The organism is Streptomyces sp. NPDC056738, from assembly GCF_042790435.1.
In the GTDB taxonomy this organism is placed as follows: domain Bacteria; phylum Actinomycetota; class Actinomycetes; order Streptomycetales; family Streptomycetaceae; genus Streptomyces.
Genome location: NZ_JBHTZF010000003.1, coordinates 658,413 through 675,375, shown reverse-complemented (window position 1 = coordinate 675,375; position 16,963 = coordinate 658,413). Strand labels below are relative to the sequence as shown.

General features: G+C 70.7%; 14 protein-coding genes. 12 read left to right on the top strand and 2 right to left on the bottom strand.

Annotated elements, in window-relative coordinates:
- Positions 1–167 precede the first annotated feature (167 nt).
- The 4 genes from ACFRIC_RS10570 to ACFRIC_RS10555 all read left to right on the top strand — a co-directional run bounded on the left by ACFRIC_RS10570 (position 168) and on the right by ACFRIC_RS10555 (position 7,314).
- Complete coding sequence (locus ACFRIC_RS10570; RefSeq protein WP_382782473.1) at positions 168–1,718, top strand: alkaline phosphatase D family protein; 1,551 nt, start codon at positions 168–170, stop codon at positions 1,716–1,718.
- A 379-nt stretch (positions 1,719–2,097) separates the two neighbouring features.
- Positions 2,098–3,597 carry a D-ribitol-5-phosphate cytidylyltransferase gene (locus ACFRIC_RS10565; RefSeq protein ID WP_382782470.1) on the top strand — a complete coding sequence of 500 codons (1,500 nt, stop codon included), beginning with the start codon at positions 2,098–2,100 and terminating at the stop codon, positions 3,595–3,597.
- A gap of 170 nt (positions 3,598–3,767) precedes the next feature.
- The gene (locus ACFRIC_RS10560; RefSeq protein WP_382782468.1) at positions 3,768–5,873 is read left to right on the top strand and encodes a hypothetical protein; all 2,106 of its coding nucleotides are present in this window, start codon (positions 3,768–3,770) and stop codon (positions 5,871–5,873) included.
- Positions 5,874–6,096: 223 nt separating this feature from the next.
- Positions 6,097–7,314: a glycosyltransferase family 2 protein gene (locus ACFRIC_RS10555; RefSeq protein WP_382782465.1), complete on the top strand. Its 1,218-nt coding sequence runs from the start codon at positions 6,097–6,099 to the stop codon at positions 7,312–7,314.
- 176 nt (positions 7,315–7,490) lie between these two features.
- On the opposite strand, the gene ACFRIC_RS10550 is transcribed toward ACFRIC_RS10555, so the two are convergent.
- Positions 7,491–8,891 carry a polysaccharide pyruvyl transferase family protein gene (locus ACFRIC_RS10550; protein WP_382782462.1) on the bottom strand — a complete coding sequence of 467 codons (1,401 nt, stop codon included), beginning with the start codon at positions 8,889–8,891 and terminating at the stop codon, positions 7,491–7,493.
- A 256-nt stretch (positions 8,892–9,147) separates the two neighbouring features.
- On the opposite strand from ACFRIC_RS10550, the gene proB reads away from it, so the two are divergent.
- The 5 genes from proB (at position 9,148) to ACFRIC_RS10525 (ending at position 14,287) form a co-directional block, all read left to right on the top strand.
- Complete coding sequence (proB, locus tag ACFRIC_RS10545; RefSeq protein WP_382782459.1) at positions 9,148–10,254, top strand: glutamate 5-kinase; 1,107 nt, start codon at positions 9,148–9,150, stop codon at positions 10,252–10,254.
- A 263-nt stretch (positions 10,255–10,517) separates the two neighbouring features.
- Positions 10,518–10,976, top strand: coding sequence for a hypothetical protein (locus tag ACFRIC_RS10540; RefSeq protein WP_382782776.1), 459 nt, complete (start codon positions 10,518–10,520; stop codon positions 10,974–10,976).
- A 61-nt stretch (positions 10,977–11,037) separates the two neighbouring features.
- Positions 11,038–12,324: a glutamate-5-semialdehyde dehydrogenase gene (locus ACFRIC_RS10535; protein ID WP_382782456.1), complete on the top strand. Its 1,287-nt coding sequence runs from the start codon at positions 11,038–11,040 to the stop codon at positions 12,322–12,324.
- A 154-nt stretch (positions 12,325–12,478) separates the two neighbouring features.
- The gene (locus ACFRIC_RS10530; protein WP_382782453.1) at positions 12,479–13,093 is read left to right on the top strand and encodes a hypothetical protein; all 615 of its coding nucleotides are present in this window, start codon (positions 12,479–12,481) and stop codon (positions 13,091–13,093) included.
- A gap of 123 nt (positions 13,094–13,216) precedes the next feature.
- Positions 13,217–14,287, top strand: coding sequence for a hypothetical protein (locus tag ACFRIC_RS10525; RefSeq protein WP_382782451.1), 1,071 nt, complete (start codon positions 13,217–13,219; stop codon positions 14,285–14,287).
- Between the two features lie 167 nt (positions 14,288–14,454).
- Here ACFRIC_RS10525 and ACFRIC_RS10520 read toward each other — a convergent pair whose 3' ends face one another.
- The gene (locus ACFRIC_RS10520; protein WP_382782448.1) at positions 14,455–15,612 is read right to left on the bottom strand and encodes a M48 family metallopeptidase; all 1,158 of its coding nucleotides are present in this window, start codon (positions 15,610–15,612) and stop codon (positions 14,455–14,457) included.
- A gap of 70 nt (positions 15,613–15,682) precedes the next feature.
- Here ACFRIC_RS10520 and ACFRIC_RS10515 point away from each other — a divergent pair, with 70 nt between their 5' ends.
- The 3 genes from ACFRIC_RS10515 (at position 15,683) to nadD (ending at position 16,963) form a co-directional block, all read left to right on the top strand.
- The gene (locus ACFRIC_RS10515) at positions 15,683–15,874 is read left to right on the top strand and encodes a hypothetical protein (protein WP_382782791.1); all 192 of its coding nucleotides are present in this window, start codon (positions 15,683–15,685) and stop codon (positions 15,872–15,874) included.
- Positions 15,875–16,001: 127 nt separating this feature from the next.
- On the top strand, positions 16,002–16,163 hold the full coding sequence (locus tag ACFRIC_RS10510; protein ID WP_355774590.1) for a hypothetical protein: 162 nt from the start codon (positions 16,002–16,004) through the stop codon (positions 16,161–16,163).
- Positions 16,164–16,396: 233 nt separating this feature from the next.
- Complete coding sequence (nadD, locus tag ACFRIC_RS10505) at positions 16,397–16,963, top strand: nicotinate-nucleotide adenylyltransferase (protein ID WP_382782773.1); 567 nt, start codon at positions 16,397–16,399, stop codon at positions 16,961–16,963.

The following is a 16,963-nucleotide window of genomic DNA, read 5'->3' as shown; positions in this document are numbered from 1 at the left end:
GGAGGCAACCGGAGGCACCCGGCGGCCACCGAAATCCCCTGTCGCGGCGGGTCGTTCGTTGCTCGTGTGTTCGTCACGCATACGATGCGCTCTGTTCAAGAGGTGGGCCGCTGTGCCGTGTGGGCTTCCCGGTGTCCAAGAGGCAACCGACGCAAGGGAGTTCGCCGATGCCCGGAGCAGTCTCACGCGATCGTCGCCACTTTCTCACCGCCTCCGCCGCCGTACTGGGCGCCGCCGCCTCCGCCCAGCTCTGGCTGCCCGGCACCGCCCGAGCGGCCGAAACCCCCCTGCCCGACGGCGTGTTCAGCCTTGGCGTGGCCTCCGGCGACCCGTTGCCCGACGGGGTCGTGCTGTGGACCCGGCTCGCCCCCGACCCGCTGAACGGCGGCGGCATGCCCGACCGCGTGGTGCCGGTCGAGTGGGAGGTCGCCGAGGACGCCCGCTTCGGCAAGCCGGTGCGCCGCGGCACCGCGTACGCGCGTCCCGAGTACGGCCACAGCGTGCACGCCGACGTGCGCGGGCTGCGCCCGGACCGCGCGTACTGGTACCGCTTCCGTACGGACGGCCAGGTCTCCCCGACGGGCCGCACCCGCACCGCGCCGCCCCCCTCCCGCGCGAGCGGCTCGCTGCGCGTCGCCCTCGCCTCCTGCCAGAACTGGCAGAACGGCTACTTCACCCCGTACGCCGACATGCTCGACCAGGACCCCGACGTCGTCCTGTTCGTCGGCGACTACATCTACGAGTCCTCGCCGTCGGCGACGGCCGTACGCCGCCACGAGGGCACCGGGGAGCCGTACACCCTCGTCCAGTACCGCAACCGGTACGCCCAGTACCGCAGCGACCCGCACCTCGCGGCGATGCACGCGAACGCCCCCTGGGTGGTCACCTTCGACGACCACGAGGTCGACAACGACTTCGCCGGCGAGATCCCGCAGGACCCGGACAAGCAGACGCACGACGCGTTCGTGGCCCGGCTGACCGCCGCCTACCAGGCGTACTACGAGCACATGCCGGTCCGGGCCACCGCGATTCCGGACGGGCCGCACATCCGGATGTACCGGCGGCTCGACTTCGGCCGCCTCGCCCGGCTGAACGTCCTCGACACCCGGCAGTTCCGCAGCGACCAGGCCACGAGCCAGGAAGGCGCGAAGGATCCCGCGCTCACCATGCTCGGAGCCACGCAGAAGGAGTGGCTGCTGCGCGGGATGCGTCACTCGACCGCCCGCTGGAACCTCGTCGCCTCGCAGATCATGATGGCCGAGACCGACCTCCAGGTCGGCGAGGGCAAGCTCTGGTACTACGACGCCTGGGACGGCTACCAGGCCGAACGCAACGCCCTCATGGGGGAGTTCGCGGACATCCGCAACCCCGTCGTCCTCACCGGCGACCGCCACCTCACGATGATCAGCGACCTCAAGGCGGACTTCGCCGACCCCGGATCCGCGGTCGTGGGCGCCGAGTTCGTCGGTACGTCCATCGCCAGCGGCGGCGACCAGGACCAGGCCGCCTTCCACAAGGAGTGGGACCCGCGCATGGCGGACAACCCGCACTGGAAGCTCGTCGACGCCCACCGCGGCTACCACCTCTTCGACATCCGGCGGGACGGCATCGACGCCCAGGTGCGCGTCGCGGAGACCGTGCTGAAGCCCGAAGCGGCCTCCGGCACCCTGGCCCGGCTGCGGGTCGACGCGGGGAAGCCGGGCGTACGGCTCGTGTGACGGACCGGGCGCGCGGCCCGAACGACGGAGGACGCCCTGGGACTCACCGGAGTCCCAGGGCGTCCTCCGTCATACGGGAGCGCGCCGCCGGGATCCGCCCGGTTCGCGCCCGGTTCGGCGCACGCTTTCGGGGAAGCCGTCCGAGTACGGGGGCACCGGGCGCTCAGGCGCCTGAGAAGAGCGTGAGGATCCCGCGTGGGACGTGTGGAGTTACTCACAGCAAATCCGGACAATTCGACCAGGTGTCCCCGAAGTAGCCTGTGTGCAAGGTGAATGGCCGGTTGCGCGCACATATGCAGTAGACGGCGCTCACCTTGCATGGCAGTAACCGTAGGTGGGACCATTCCCGGGTTCCCTGTCGCCCCAAGGTAGGTCACCTGTGTCTGAGCACATTGCCAAGCCCCGTACGACCGCAGTGATCCTGGCCGGCGGGACCGGTCAGCGCGTGGGTCTGTCGATTCCGAAGCAACTGCTGAAGATCGCCGGCAAGGCGGTCATCGAGCACACGCTGACCACCTTCGAACAGGCCGACTCGATCGACGACATCATCGTGCTCATGGCCCCGGGCTATGTGCCGGACGTCGAGAAGATCGTCGCGAAGGCGGGCTTCACCAAGGTGACCCGCGTCATCGAGGGCGGTTCGACGCGGAACGAGACGACCGAGCGTGCCATCGCCGCACTCGGCGAGGGTCTGGCCGAGGGCGAGGACGCCAACGTCCTGTTCCACGACGCCGTGCGCCCGCTGCTGTCCGAGCGCGTCATAGACGACTGCGTCACGGCCCTGGAGCGCTACCAGGCCGTCGACGTCGCCATCCCGTCCGCGGACACGATCATCGTGACCCGCACCCACGGCGAGGACGGCGAGTTCATCACCGAGATCCCGGACCGCTCGCGGCTGCGCCGCGGCCAGACGCCCCAGGCGTTCAAGCTGTCCACGATCCGCCGCGCCTACCAGGTCGCGGCCGGTGACCCCAACTTCCAGGCCACGGACGACTGCTCGGTCGTGCTCAAGTACCTGCCGGACGTGCCGATCCACGTCGTCGCGGGCGACGAGTACAACATGAAGGTCACCCAGCCCGTCGACGTCTTCATCGCCGACAAGCTCTTCCAGCTCGCCTCGACCACCGCGCCGGAGCAGGCCGACGAGGCCGCCTACCGTGAGCTGCTCACCGGCAAGACCCTCGTCGTCTTCGGCGGCTCGTACGGCATCGGCAAGGACATAGCCGAGCTGGCCGCGGGCTACGGCGCCAAGACGTACGCGCTCGGCCGCTCCACCACCGGCACGCACGTCGAGAACCCCGAGGAGGTCGACGACGCGCTCTCCACGGCCTACGCGGAGACCGGGCGCATCGACTACGTCATCAACACCGCGGGCGTGCTGCGCATCGGCAAGCTGGCCGAGACGGACAACGCGACCATCGAGGAAGCGCTGAAGGTCAACTACCTCGCGCCGGTGCAGATAGCCCGCTCCTCGTACAAGTACCTGGCCGAGAGCAAGGGCCAGCTCCTGCTCTACACCTCCAGCAGCTACACCCGCGGCCGCGCCGAGTACAGCCTGTACTCCTCGACCAAGGCTGCGATGGTGAACCTCACCCAGGCGCTGTCCGACGAGTGGGCCGGCGACGGGATCCGCGTCAACTGCATCAACCCCGAGCGCACCGCGACCCCCATGCGCACGAAGGCCTTCGGCCAGGAGCCCGCGGGTTCGCTGCTCTCCTCCGAGGCCGTCGCGCACACCTCGCTGGACGTCCTGCTCTCCGAACTCACCGGTCACGTCATCGACGTGCGCCAGCAGGACCCGACGGCGGGCGCGGGCCGCGCCTCCGGCTTCGAGGCGGCCCTGGCCGCGGTCCTGGACCGCCAGGACGGCGTGGCATAATCAAAAACGAATAGTCTTTCGGAATTCAGGCCTTTGTGTCCGCGTGTTTGCCGCGCATTCACAAGGGCCTGAGTCCGTAGAGTTCTCTTTTCGCTTTTTGGTTCCTTTTCGGTATCAAAAGTAATTTTGGTATCAAAACCGGCACTCACCCCTCAAGAGCAGGTTTCTCCGTGATTTCCACCGCTATTCGCGTTGCCCGGGTGGGCAGCGCGGCCGAGCTGGCGGCGGCGGCCCTCATGATGCTGGGCTTCCCCGCTCTGATGCTCGCCGCGCTCCTGCCGAGCGTCGGCGCCTTCGCGGCCGCGGCCGCCGTGACGTATCTGGCGGACCACTATCTGCACCGGCGCGGCAGCTATCTGGTCAACCGCCTCAGCAAGGTGCGAGCCGGTCTGTCCATCCGGTTCCTGATCCGGCAGTTGCTGCTCGTCCTGCTCCTGGCGCGGCTCGACCTGTCGAACAGCATGGTGTTCTACGCGGCCATCGCGTGCTTCCTGGCCTTCTACGGCTTCCAGGCACCGCACGGCGCGCTGATCACGCTGATACGGCTGCGCCGCAAGATGCCCGTCGCCACGCGCAACGTCGACCTGAGCGCGCGCGTGCGCATCCCGGACGCGCCGCCGCGCGGACTGCTGCACCGGTCCACGGAGAAGATGCTCCACCTCGACCTCGTGGCCGTCGCCGGCCTCCTGGTCACCGGGGCGACCGACGACAACGTGTACGGCTTCGCGGGCGTAGCCGTGAGCGTGCTGCTGGCCTTCGGTTACGTGGCGGCGCTGGTCCCGTTCGTGCGCGGTCGCAGGATCCCGCCGAACGCCGACAAGGTCCTGGCGGCCGTCGACGGCTGGCTGGCCGACTACCGCCCGGAGACGGTGCTCTACTTCTCGGGTTCCAAGGACTCCGCGTACCAGGTCAACATGTGGCTGGAGACGATGGAGCAGCTCGACAGCCGGCCGCTGATCATCCTCCGCGAGCGGGCGATCCTGGAGCGCATGGCGCCCACCACGGTGCCGGTCATCTGCGTGCCCGGAGGGGTGCACCTGATGAACATGGACCTGTCGACCGTGCGCGTCGCGCTCTACGCGGCGAACGTCGGCAAGAACATCCACATGCTGCGCGTGCCCACCATCCAGCACGTCTTCATCGGCCACGGCGACAGCGACAAGCTCGCCAGCGTCAACCCGTTCAGCAAGGCCTACGACGAGGTGTGGACCGCGGGCCGCGCGGGCCGCGACCGTTACGCCATAGCCGACGTCGGCGTCCGCGACGACGACATCGTCGAGGTCGGCCGACCGCAGCTCGCCCCGATCCAGACCTGGCAGGGCGTCCCCGAGGGCCGTGTCCCGACGGTCCTGTACGCGCCGACCTGGGAAGGCTGGGACGGCAACCCCGGCAACACCTCGATCGTGCTCGCCGGTGAGAACATCGTGAGGAAGCTGGTCACGGCCGACCCGCCGGTCCGCGTCCTGTACAAGCCGCACCCCTTCACGGGCACCGTCAGCGCCGAGGCCGGCGCCGCGCACAAGCGGATCACCGCCCTGGTCGAGAAGGCCGGCGCGGAGCGCGCGGGCGACGCCCGCTTCGCCGTCGACGCGGCCGCCCAGGCGCAGGCCAAGGCCGACCTGACCCGCATCGAGGCCCGCATCGCCGAGCTGTCCGGCACCGGCGGCGAGAAGGGCGACGAGGCCGAGGCCACCCGCGACGGCATGGTCGACGCGGCCCGGCACGCCGAGATCGCCCGGCTGCGGGCCGAGTGGAACGACGCCTACTGGCGTTCCTTCGGCTCCGCCGAGCACCGCGTCATCACGGGCGCCGAGCCGCGCCTGTACGACTGCTTCAACGTCTCCGACGCGATGGTCTCGGACATCTCCAGTGTCGTCTCCGACTTCATCGCGAGCGGCAAGCCGTACGCCGTCACCGACTCCGCGGAGCTCGGCGTCGAGGAGTTCAAGCGCCAGAACACCGCGGTACGGGCCGCCGTGATCCTGACCAACTCGGCGGCCGGACTGGACGAGCTGCTCGCGGCCGTGGCCGACCCGGCCGCGGACGCGCAGGCCGAGGACCGCAAGGAGCTCAAGCGCTACCTGCTGGGCCCGGACGAGCCGGCCTCCATCGACCAGTTCAACGCCGCGGTGCGGGCGCTGGCGCTCGAGGCCGAGCGGCGCAACCTCGGCCAGCAGAGCGTGACGGCGGCCGATGTCGTGGACGTCGACCTCGCCGACGTGGTCCCCGCCCAGCGGGTGGCCGACGAGACGGACGGAGCCGCTGTCACCGGCTGATCCGGTCCGCGACACACGCGACGGGCATGGCCCCGGGGAGTTTCTCCCCGGGGCCATGCCCGTTTCTTACGCCTTTCATCGCTCCTCTTACGTCGTTCCGCCAGCCTTCATGGTCCAGCCACCCGCCGTTTCCTGTGACCTGGGTCACTAAATGAGTCGTTCCGGGCAACCGGACCGTACTTCCAGTCGTCTTCTAGGTAGCGATTGAGGTGATAAGAGGGAAATGTGCTTGCGGCATTTCCTGAAACAAGGGGGAAACGTGACGCAACCCGACGTGACCATCGTCATCGGGGCGTACGAAGCAATGCCGTACCTGGTCAAATGCCTGGAATCCGTGGAGGAGCAGACGCTCGGCCCGGAGCGCATCGAGATCGTGGCCGTCGACGACGGATCCACGGACGGCACGGGGGAGTACCTGGAACGGTTCGCCGAGCGTTCGGCCCTGTCCGTGACCGTGATCCGGCAGGCCAACTCGGGCGGCCCCAGCGGCCCGCGCAACGTCGGTCTCGGCAAGGCGCGGGGACGCTACGTCTTCTTCCTCGACGCCGACGACTACTTCGGCCCCGAGGCCCTGGAACGCATGGTCTCCATGGCCGACGCCCAGGGCACGGACGTCGTGCTGGGCAAGATCGTCGGGGTCAACAGATCGGCCCCGAAGTCGATGTGGGGCAAGACCCTGCCCCGTACCGACGTCTTCTCCTCGAACGTCAAGTTCACCCTCAGCGCGCAGAAGCTCTTCCGCCGCGACCTGCTCACGCGGCACGGGATGGTCTTCGACGAGTCCCTGAAGACCGGCGAGGACGCGCTGTTCACGATGGAGGCATACCTCCGCGCCGACGGCATCTCCGTGATCGCCGACTACGACTGCTACCACCTGGTCGGCCGCGACGACGGCAAGCACGTGACCAAGAGCGGCGGTTACAGCCTGCGCTTCGACTCCGCCCGCGCCCTGATGAACCTCATCGCGGAGCACGTGCCGGCCGGGCCGCGCCGCGACGATCTGATGGTCCGGCCGTTCCTGATCACCCTGCTCCCGCAGTTCGGCCCGGGATTACTGAAGCAGAGCGAGAAGGTGCGCGGCCACAAGCTCGAACTGGCCAAGCCGCTGATGGACGCCTACTGGCACGAGGGCGTCGCCCGCCGCCTCAAGGTCCACGAGCGGCTGCGGCTGCACCTGGTGGCCCGCGGCCGGGGTGATCTCCTCCTGGACGTGGTGGAGTTCGTCAAGTCGAAGAAGGCCCCGGGGATAGTGCTGGAGTCGCGCGGCCGCAAGGTCTACCTCGCCTACCCGCACTTCCGTGACGCCGCCGCGGGCCTCCCGGACAGCTACTACGTCCCGACCACCCGCGAGACGGTCACCATCGAGGGCTTCAAGCCCCGTCCCGTGCCCCTCCGGCGCCTGCGCCGACTGGCCCGGCGGATCCTCGGCCCCCGGCGCTGACAAGCGCCCCGGGGGGCTCCTGGCGGCGTCCGTCAGGAAACCGCCGCCAGGAGCGGTCGGGAACCGCGCCGGGAGCCGTCAGGAGGCGGCTTCCGGGGGCGTGGGAAACCGCCCCCAGGGAGTGCCCGTCCCGCGCCGACCGTCCGGGCCAGGCTGCCGGTGACGGCTCGGCCGCCTTACTGGCGGCCCGCCTGAAGCGCCTTGCGCAGGGGTCGGCCCACCGCACGCCGCGCCAGCCGGTAGACCGAGCGTCCGGACGTCCCCACCGGCCCCTGGGTGAGCTTCACCACCCTGGGCTTGCGGCCCAGCTCGCGCTTCAACTGGACGTTCTCCGTGGACAGTTCGGTGATCCGGCTCTGGAGGAAGCCGAAGCGCGTGGTGAGCGAGGCGATGTCGGCGTCGTTCCAGGGCCGGATGCCGGGCGGGAAGGCCAGGGAGCGGATGCGCTCCTCGTGGGCCGCGCCGCCGTCGCCGTGCGTGAAGGTGTTCTCCAGGCCGTTGCGGGTGAGGAACCCGGTGAAACGCTCGAAGCGTTCCCGGTGCCCGCGCGTGAACGGGCCGAAGTCGGCCTCCGCGTACAGCTCGGCCGGATCGAGGCCCGCGGCCTGCTTGCCGATCGGCCGGTGCGGGATCTCGAAGTAGCGGCACAGCTCCAGCGTGCGGGAGTCGCCGCACAGCACCGTCGCGGGCGTGCCGGCGAGCAGCGCGGCGATGTTCCCGTGGATGCGGGAGCCGAACGAGAAGTCGAAGTCACGCAGATCGTCGATCCAGGTGACGGGGTCGACGTAGACGCGGACCTTGTCCTCGCGGAACATCGGGTGGTCCGGATGCGTGGGCATCGCGGTCACGGCGCCGTTCGGGTCCGACAGGTCGCGCCAGTGCAACTGCCGCGCGTCGCTGAGGTTCTGGCCGATGAACCGCAGATGCGGATACCGGGCGTGGGCCTTGCGGACGATCGGGTCGAGGCCCTGTGTGCGCATCGCGCTGTGCGAACCGTTGACCGCGATCCGGGACTCGGGCCCGAGCGCGTCGGCGCGCTTGCGCACGTCGAGCCGCTCGCCGTACATGAACAGGGACGGACAGCCGATGACCTCGACGTCCTTGAAGCCCATGTCCCGCAGGTACTTCTCGGTGAACTCGCCGCGCACCCCGATGGACGCGCTGCGCTCCAGCACCGCGGAGACGAACTCCCGCACGGCGGGCTCGATCGGCTTGAGCCGCGCCGGGTTGTAACTCAGCCCGGTCTGCGCGCCGATGCCCGGGACGATCACCGGGATCCTCAACTTGCCGATGAGGCGCGTCAGTCGTCTGAGCTGTGACTCGAAGGAGGGCCGGAACGCGTTGGCCAGCGGGACGACGAACGCGTCGAACTCGTCGTTGATGCGGCCCGCGGCGGCCACGTCGGTGCGGATGCCGTTGGACACGACCTCGGTACGTGGGGTCTCGAGGATCTTGTGCGTGGCGTCGCTGAAGATGAGGTTGCCCGAGTTGGTGGCGAACACGTCCTGATGGAGAGCCTGTTCCACGGGGACGACGTCGTAGGGGCTCTTGCCCGATCTCAGGAGTATGCGCTTCACGGGGGGAACGGTAGATGGCACGGCGTTCAACTTAACTTTGCGTTGCCTTTAATTACCATGAGGAACCCGTACAACCTTTCGTGCATGCGCGGCTGGTGATCACGCAACTACGCGGCGCCGTCCGCCTGCTGGACCGACGGGCCGGAGGGCACCCTCTTCGCGTAGATTGCGGGGCGGGGCACCGGGACCGACGCGAGGGGACACACCGCAGGTGGCAGCGGCAAGGCAGACCGAGACGCACGCCGACAGGGACGCTGTGGCGCAGGCTCACAGGATCATCGTCAAGGTGGGCTCCTCCTCCCTCACCACCGCCTCCGGCGGCCTCGACGCGGACCGGGTCGACGCCCTGGTGGACGTCCTCGCCAAGGCGCGGGACGGAGGCGAGAAGGAGATCGTCCTCGTCTCCTCCGGCGCCATCGCCGCGGGCCTCGCGCCGCTCGGACTGCGCCGCCGCCCCAAGGACCTCGCCCGCCAGCAGGCGGCCGCCAGTGTCGGCCAGGGCCTTCTGATGGCCCGCTACACCGCGTCCTTCGCCCGCTACGGCATCCGCGTCGGACAGGTGCTCCTCACCTCCGACGACACCAGCAGGCGCGCCCACCACCGCAACGCCTCGCGCACCCTGGACAAGCTCCTCGCGATGGGTGCCCTTCCGGTCGTCAACGAGAACGACACGGTGGCCACGGACGAGATCCGCTTCGGCGACAACGACCGCCTCGCCGCCCTCGTCGCCCACCTCGTACGCGCCGACCTCCTGATCCTGCTCTCCGACGTGGACGGCGTCTACGACGGGGACCCCGGCAAGCCCGGCACCTCGCGGATCGCCCAGGTGCGCGAGCCCGGGGACCTCGCCCACGTCGAGATCGGCAGCGCCGGCAAGGCGGGCGTCGGCACCGGCGGCATGGTCACCAAGGTCGAGGCCGCCAGGATCGCCGCCGCGGCCGGCATCCCGGTGGTGCTCACCAGCGCCGTCCACGCGGCCGACGCCTTCGCGGGCCGGGACACCGGCACCTTCTTCCACGCCACCGGCAAGCGGTCGGCCGACCGGCTGCTGTGGCTCCAGCACGCCTCCACGCCGCAGGGCGCGCTCGTCCTGGACGACGGCGCCGTCCGCGCGGTCGTCGAGCGGCGCACCTCGCTGCTGCCCGCGGGCATCGCGGGCGTCGAGGGCGAGTTCACCGCGGGCGACCCGGTCGAGCTGCGCGACGGCACGGGCCGGGCCGTCGCCCGGGGACTGGTGAACTTCGACGCCAAGGAGATCCCCCAGCTCATCGGCCGCTCCACCCGGGAGCTGGCGCGCGAGCTGGGCCCCGCCTACGAGCGCGAGGTCGTGCACCGCGACGACCTCGTCCTGCTGAACCCGTAGGCCCGGACCGGGCGCTCGTGAGACGCGCGTCCCGGCCGGCGGATGCCGCGGCGGCCCCGTCCGCCCGGCGCCCGTACCGGTGTCCCAGGGGCCCCCGCCGGAACGCCTGTCCACTACATCCGTAAATGGCCGAATCCCCCGCCCCCAGCGGTGGACGTTCCGTAAAACCGCCACACGGCGGCTTCTCACCTGCTCAACTTTGTGGCAGGGAGAGTCCGGGATTCGGTACGACCATCGGGTGAAGGAGGCCGTTCGTGAGACGAGTGCGCCCTGGGGTGGCGGCGTCCCGCGGTGGTCCCGCCTCCCGCGCGGTGGGCGAGGAGCGGGCCCTGACCAGCGTCGCCGCCGGCGACACCTACGGCGGCGAGCAGCCCGCCGACCAGCCCCGGCTCTGGCACGTCACGCTGAGCGTGTCGGGCGGCGAGGCCCCGCTGGGCGAGGTGCGGCGCGGTCTGGAACAGCTCGCCCACGACCACCCCTTCCTCCTGACCAGCCGGTACGCGGGCGACCACGCGGAGATCCGCTACTGGGAGGAGGCCCGCGACCTGCACGACGCGGCGGCCGTCGCGCTGCGCCTGTGGGGCGAGCACCGCCAGACCGCCAAACTCCCGCCCTGGGAGATCGTCGGCCTGGAGGTCATCGACCGCGAGACCTACCACCAGCGGATCGCCGAGGGATACGGACCGCTGCCCGCGACCCCTGTCGGGGTTCATCCCTTTTGAGGCCGTCTCGCCGAGTGGGACGACCGCCGGACCGGCCCACCGGGCGCACTACCCTTCCTCCATGACCACGCTCTCGCCGTACGACTCCATGTCCCCGGTGGCCCAGGCCGCCTATCGCGCGAAGTCCGCCGCCGCCGACCTGGCGCCTCTGCCGCGGGCCGAGAAGGACGACGCGCTGCTCGCGATCGCGGACGCGCTGGAAGTCCGTACGAGCGAGATCGTCGCCGCCAACGCCAAGGACATCGCCAAGGCCCGCGAGGCCGGGACCAGCGAGAGCATCATCGACCGGCTCACGCTGACCCCCGAGCGGGTGCGCGCGATCGCCTCCGACGTCCGCGACGTCGTGGCGCTGCCCGACCCGGTGGGCGAGGTCGTCCGCGGCTCGACCCTCCCGAACGGCATCGACCTGCGCCAGGTCCGCGTCCCCCTCGGCGTGGTCGGCATCATCTACGAGGCCCGCCCGAACGTGACCGTCGACGCGGCCGCCCTGTGCCTGAAGTCCGGCAACGCGGTCCTGCTGCGCGGCTCGTCCTCCGCCTACGAGTCGAACACGGCCCTCGTACGGGTCCTGCGCGACGCCGTGGGCGGCGCCGGACTGCCCGCCGACGCGATCCAGCTCGTCCCCGGAGAGGGCCGCGAGTCGGTCCGCGAGCTGATGCGCGCCCGCGGGCTGGTCGACGTCCTCATCCCGCGCGGCGGCGCCTCCCTGATCCGTACGGTCGTCCAGGAGTCCACCGTCCCGGTCATCGAGACCGGCACCGGGAACTGCCACGTCTACGTGGACGCCCAGGCCGACCTCGACATGGCCGTCGACATCCTGATCAACTCCAAGGCCCAGCGGCCCAGCGTCTGCAACGCCGCCGAGACCCTCCTGGTCCACCAGGACATCGCCGCCGACTTCCTGCCGCGCGCCCTGGACGCCCTCGCGGACGCCGGGGTCACCGTGCACGCCGACGAGCGCGTCCTCGCCTTCGCCGAGGACTCCAAGGCCACCGTCGTGGAGGCCACGGCGGAGGACTGGGACACCGAGTACCTCTCCTACGACATCGCGGCGGCCGTCGTCGACTCGCTCGACAAGGCCGTGTCGCACATCCGGCTGTGGAGTTCCGGCCACACCGAGGCCATCGTCACCACCTCGCAGCAGGCGGCCCGCCGCTTCACCCAGCTCGTCGACTCCACGACGGTCGCCGTGAACGCCTCGACCCGCTTCACCGACGGCGGCCAGTTCGGCTTCGGCGCCGAGATCGGCATCTCCACGCAGAAGCTCCACGCGCGCGGGCCGATGGGACTGCCGGAGCTGACGAGCACCAAGTACATCGTCACGGGCGACGGCCACATCCGCCGCTGAGACGAACGAAGGGGGCGCGCGGGCGGCGTGGCGCCGTGTGCCGGGGCGCGCGGCGGACGGTTCACGGCCCGCGGTCCACTGAGGCGCTGTCCCTCCGGCGGACGAATTTCCGTACCGTCTGCCCAAATTGACCCCTCAGGTCTACTCTGGATCCGTGCCGGAGGACGTGGGGGGCACGCCGTTCCCTGACGGCTGGGAGCCCGACGACGACCACGACCGCGGGGGTGCGGACGAAGAGTTCGCCTCCGTGGTCTTCGACGAGGACTTCGTACGGGCGGCGGCGTTCCACGAACCGACCGCCGTGGAGCGGCTGCTCGCGGCCGCCCAGGCCCGCGCCGAGGCCTCCGAGGCCGAGGCGCGCCGGGCGCGCACCCGCGGCGCACGAGGCGACGACGAGCGCTACGACGACGGCTTCGGCCCCGACGACCACGGCGACTTCGCGCACGATCCCGACCTGGACGACCCGGACGACTCCGAGGTCCTGGAGGGCCGCCACGGCTTCCCCGGGCTGTACGGCCGGTCCTACGGCAAGCAGACCCGCTGGCACCGCCCGGTGGCCTGGCTCCTCGCCCTCGTCATGGGCATCGGCATGGTCGCCCTCGCCTTCACGGCCGTCTACCGAGGCGCTTCCTCCGGCAGCCGGGACCAGGTCCCCTCACCCGCCTCCTCCGGCCTCGAACAGAGCCGGGAGAAGGTCACGGGACCGGGCCCCGCCACCTCCGTCGGCCCGCCCCGGCCGGCGGTGTCCGCGGTGCCGCGGACCCCCTGACACGGGTCCGCCCGCCGAAGCGCCGACCTCCGTCACACAACGTGATCGGCCTGGTGGGAACCTGTCAGAACTTGTCGCGCACCACAGCGTTTACCGGAGCCCCGGGAGACCTACTCTGAAGGTATGGGCGGGCCTGGAGACCCACCTGAGGGGACACCCGAGGGTGCTCCCGCCGGTGGCGAGGACGAGTACCGATCCGTCGTCTTCGACGAGTCGTTCGTCCGCGCTGCCCGCCTCCAGGAGTTCTCCGCCCAGGAACGCATGGCCGACCACAGCCCGGCCGTACGCCGCCGCCCGCCCCTGCAGCGCGGGCTGTCCCGGCAGGCACTGATCCTCGTCCTGCTCATAGCCATGGCCTTCGGCACCGCGATCTACATGGGCGTGCGCCACCCGTACCCGACGACCCCCGCCACCCGGTCGGCCGAACCCCTGCGCATGACGGTGGTCCCGCTCGCCCCGGGGACCGCCGTCCCCGGCTCGGCCAGCACCGACGCGCTGTACGGCGGCAGCCCCGCGGCCCAGTTCCGTACCGGAGCCGACGGGATCACCATGCCCGCCGTCCGGCGCACCGCTCACTTCTCCGACAGCCAGGTCGTCACCGCCCTGACCACCGCCAAGGACTACCTCGTCGAGTCGTCCCTCGACCCGAGCGTCCTGACCGGGGGCGCCACCCGGCCCGTACGGATCCTGCTCGACCCGCGGCAGCTCGACCAGTTCGACCAGAGCTTCGAGCACCCGGCCGCCGACGGCCGGCACGCCCCGACCGGCTGGCTGATCCGCTTCGACGCGACCCGGACGCAGCTCGCCGACAAGGGGATCCGGGTCCAGGGCACCCTCCAGGCGGCCGAGACCGACGCGAACACCCTCGAGGTCCTCGCCGACCACACCTTCGTCTACGCGCTGAAGCCGGCAGGCGCGAGCGCCCGGGCCCAGGCCTCCCTGTTCACCGTCCGGCGCGAGCTGACCTTCCGCTTCGACCGGGACGACCTGCGGATGCACCAGGCCGAGCTGACGGTGTCCTACGTCCAGGCCGGCCCGCTGTCCTGCTCCGACGACTCGGTGAGCCGGCTGCGGCCGCTGCTCGCGGGGGAGACGGCCAGGGCGGGCGGCCCGGCCGGCACCGACCCGTACGCCACCGGCAGCGCCACCGCCGTCTGCGGTTCGCTGGCCAGGAGCGCGCAGCCGAGGCTGTAGCGGGACCCTGGCCGGACAGCCGGACAGCCGGACAGCCGGGCAGCCGGGCAGCCGGGCAGCCGGGCAGCCGGACAGCCGGACAGCCGGACAGCCGGACAGCCGGACAGCCGGGCACTCGTGTGGAGAGCCCGGCTGTCCGGAAGCGGTCGGCGTGACCCGGTGGGCGGTCAGTCCCGGTTGTCGGTGTCCTCGCCCTCGGGGCGGTCCTCACGCGGCGCCTGTCCGGCCCCGGTGTCCCCGGTGTCCCCGGCGTCCCCGTCGGCCGTGCCGTCCTTGGGCGTGCCGCCCGCGAAGCCTCCGAAGCCGCGCCGCACCCGGCCCCCGAGGTCGCCCGCGCCGCCCGCGATGTCGCTGACGAGCTTCATCAGCGGGTCCTTGGAGTTCTTCACGTCGCTGGCGTAGCTGGCCGCCGACTGACGGAAGGAGTCCGACACCGAGGTGTCCTTGTCCGCGTCGCGCCGCGGGTAGTGGCCGTCCATGATCCGCTGGTGGTCGCGGGACTCCGCCCACTTCTTCAGCTCGGCCGCGCGGACCGCGGTGAAGGGGTGCGTGCGGGGCAGCACGTTCAGGATCTTGAGCACGGAGTCGCGCAGGTCGCCCGCCGACTCGTACTCCTCGGCCTGCTCCAGGAACGCGTCCACGTTCATCTCGTGCAGGTGGTTGCCGCCCGCGATCTTCATCAAGCCGCGCATCGAGGCCCGCAGGTCCTGGCCGACCAGCAGCCCGGCCCGGTCCGCGGACAGCTCCGACTTGCGGAACCACTCGCGCAGCGCGGTCACGATCGCCATGATCGCGAGGTTCCCCAGCGGGATCCAGGCGACCCGGACCGCGAGGTTGGTCAGGAAGAGCAGGATCGTGCGGTACACGGCGTGACCGGACAGCGCGTGGCCGACCTCGTGGCCGATGACCGACCGCATCTCCTCCTCGTCGAGGAGCTCGACCAGCCCGGTCGTCACCACGATGATCGGATCGTCCAGACCGATGCACATCGCGTTCGGCTGCGGGTCCTGGTTCACGTACATCGGCGGGACCTTCTCCAGGTCCAGGATGTAACAGGCGTCCCGCAGCATGTCGTTGAGGTGCGCGAACTGGGCGTCCGAGACGCGCACCGAGTCGGACAGGAAGAGCAGTCGCAGGCTGCGCTCGGGCAGCAGACCGCTCAGTGCCTTGAAGACCGTGTCGAAACCGCTGAGCTTGCGCAGGGCCACCAGGGCCGAGCGGTCCGCCGGGTGCTCGTAGGCCCGGGACGAGATCCCCTCGAAGCGCCTGCGCTGCCTGCTCGGCACGTTCTCGTGCCCGTTCCGCTCGTGGTCGCCGTCGGACATGTGTTCCCCCATGTGCGTCTGAGTGCCCTCTGTGCCCCCAAGGCAGAGCCCAGCCTAGGCGGAGATACCGTTGACGGGCAGTACAGAGAAGGAGTCGTACGACATGGAGCACATCCCCGCAGCCACGTGGCTCACGGAAGCCGCCGCGGCGGCAGACAAGCAGGGTCCGGGCAATCTGCTCCGCGTCGTGCTGGTCGTCATGGTCATCGGCGTGGTCTTCACGGCCTGGTTCCTGCTGCGCGGCTACAAGCGCGACGACTGACGACCGGTTCGCGTCCGACGGCCGGAGCGCCGTCCCCAACGGCGGAGTCGGCGTGTTCGCTCCGTGGGCGCCCGCATACGATGGGCCGACATCTTTATCCCGCACACACTGGATAGGTCCTGCCGAGATGAGCTTCCAGCACACCGCCGCACAGATGGTCACCGTCGTCGCCGAGGGCGAGAACGGGGGCAACCACGAGAGCCTCAGCCCGTACCTGACCGGCGGCGGGGCCCTGTTCATCCTGCTTCTGCTGCTGTGGATCACCACGCGCTTCAACCGCGACCGCTGAGCCCCGAGGGCCCGCTCGGGGCCCCTGTCGGCCGGAGCCCGTCGACCGGGCCGGTAGGGTCTGCACGCATGGGAGAGCAGGACATGCCTACCGGTCCGGCGAGTGACACGGAGAGCGGCGCCGTCGGCGACGCCTCGGGCGGCGCGGGCGCGGCGGCCGGCGGTGCGGCGAAGAGTCCCGTGACCGGCCCCCGCAACGGCCCCTCCAACCCGGGCAAGCGCCGGCTCGGCGTCATGGGCGGCACCTTCGACCCGATCCACCACGGACACCTGGTCGCCGCCAGTGAGGTCGCCGCGCAGTTCCACCTCGACGAGGTGGTGTTCGTCCCGACCGGGCAGCCGTGGCAGAAGACCGACCGCGCGGTCACCCCGGCCGAGGACCGCTATCTGATGACGGTCATCGCGACCGCCGAGAACCCCCAGTTCTCGGTCAGCCGGATCGACATCGACCGCGGCGGTCCGACCTACACGACGGACACCCTGCGCGACCTGCGCGCGCTCAACCCCGACGCCGATCTCTTCTTCATCACCGGGGCGGACGCGCTCGGCCAGATCCTCACCTGGCGCTACACGGAAGAACTGTTCTCCCTCGCGCACTTCATCGGGGTCACCCGGCCCGGTCACACCCTGACCGACCCGGGACTCCCGGAGGGCGGTGTCTCGCTGGTCGAGGTTCCCGCGCTCGCCATCTCGTCCACAGACTGCCGTGCGAGAGTCGCCAAGGGCGACCCCGTCTGGTACCTGGTGCCGGACGGTGTGGTGCGCTACATCGACAAGCGTGAGCTGTACCGCGGCCAGTGA

What these genes read in the sequence shown, in the direction of transcription:
- ACFRIC_RS10570 (WP_382782473.1), top strand. Translation starts at nt 168, where the DNA reads ATGCCCGGAGCAGTCTCACGCGATCGTCGCCACTTTCTCACCGCCTCC.
- ACFRIC_RS10555 (WP_382782465.1), top strand. Translation starts at nt 6,097, where the DNA reads ATGTGCTTGCGGCATTTCCTGAAACAAGGGGGAAACGTGACGCAACCC.
- ACFRIC_RS10535 (WP_382782456.1), top strand. Translation starts at nt 11,038, where the DNA reads ATGACCACGCTCTCGCCGTACGACTCCATGTCCCCGGTGGCCCAGGCC.
- ACFRIC_RS10525 (WP_382782451.1), top strand. Translation starts at nt 13,217, where the DNA reads ATGGGCGGGCCTGGAGACCCACCTGAGGGGACACCCGAGGGTGCTCCC.
- ACFRIC_RS10520 (WP_382782448.1), bottom strand. Translation starts at nt 15,612, where the DNA reads ATGTCCGACGGCGACCACGAGCGGAACGGGCACGAGAACGTGCCGAGC.
- ACFRIC_RS10510 (WP_355774590.1), top strand. Translation starts at nt 16,002, where the DNA reads ATGAGCTTCCAGCACACCGCCGCACAGATGGTCACCGTCGTCGCCGAG.
- nadD (WP_382782773.1), top strand. Translation starts at nt 16,397, where the DNA reads ATGGGCGGCACCTTCGACCCGATCCACCACGGACACCTGGTCGCCGCC.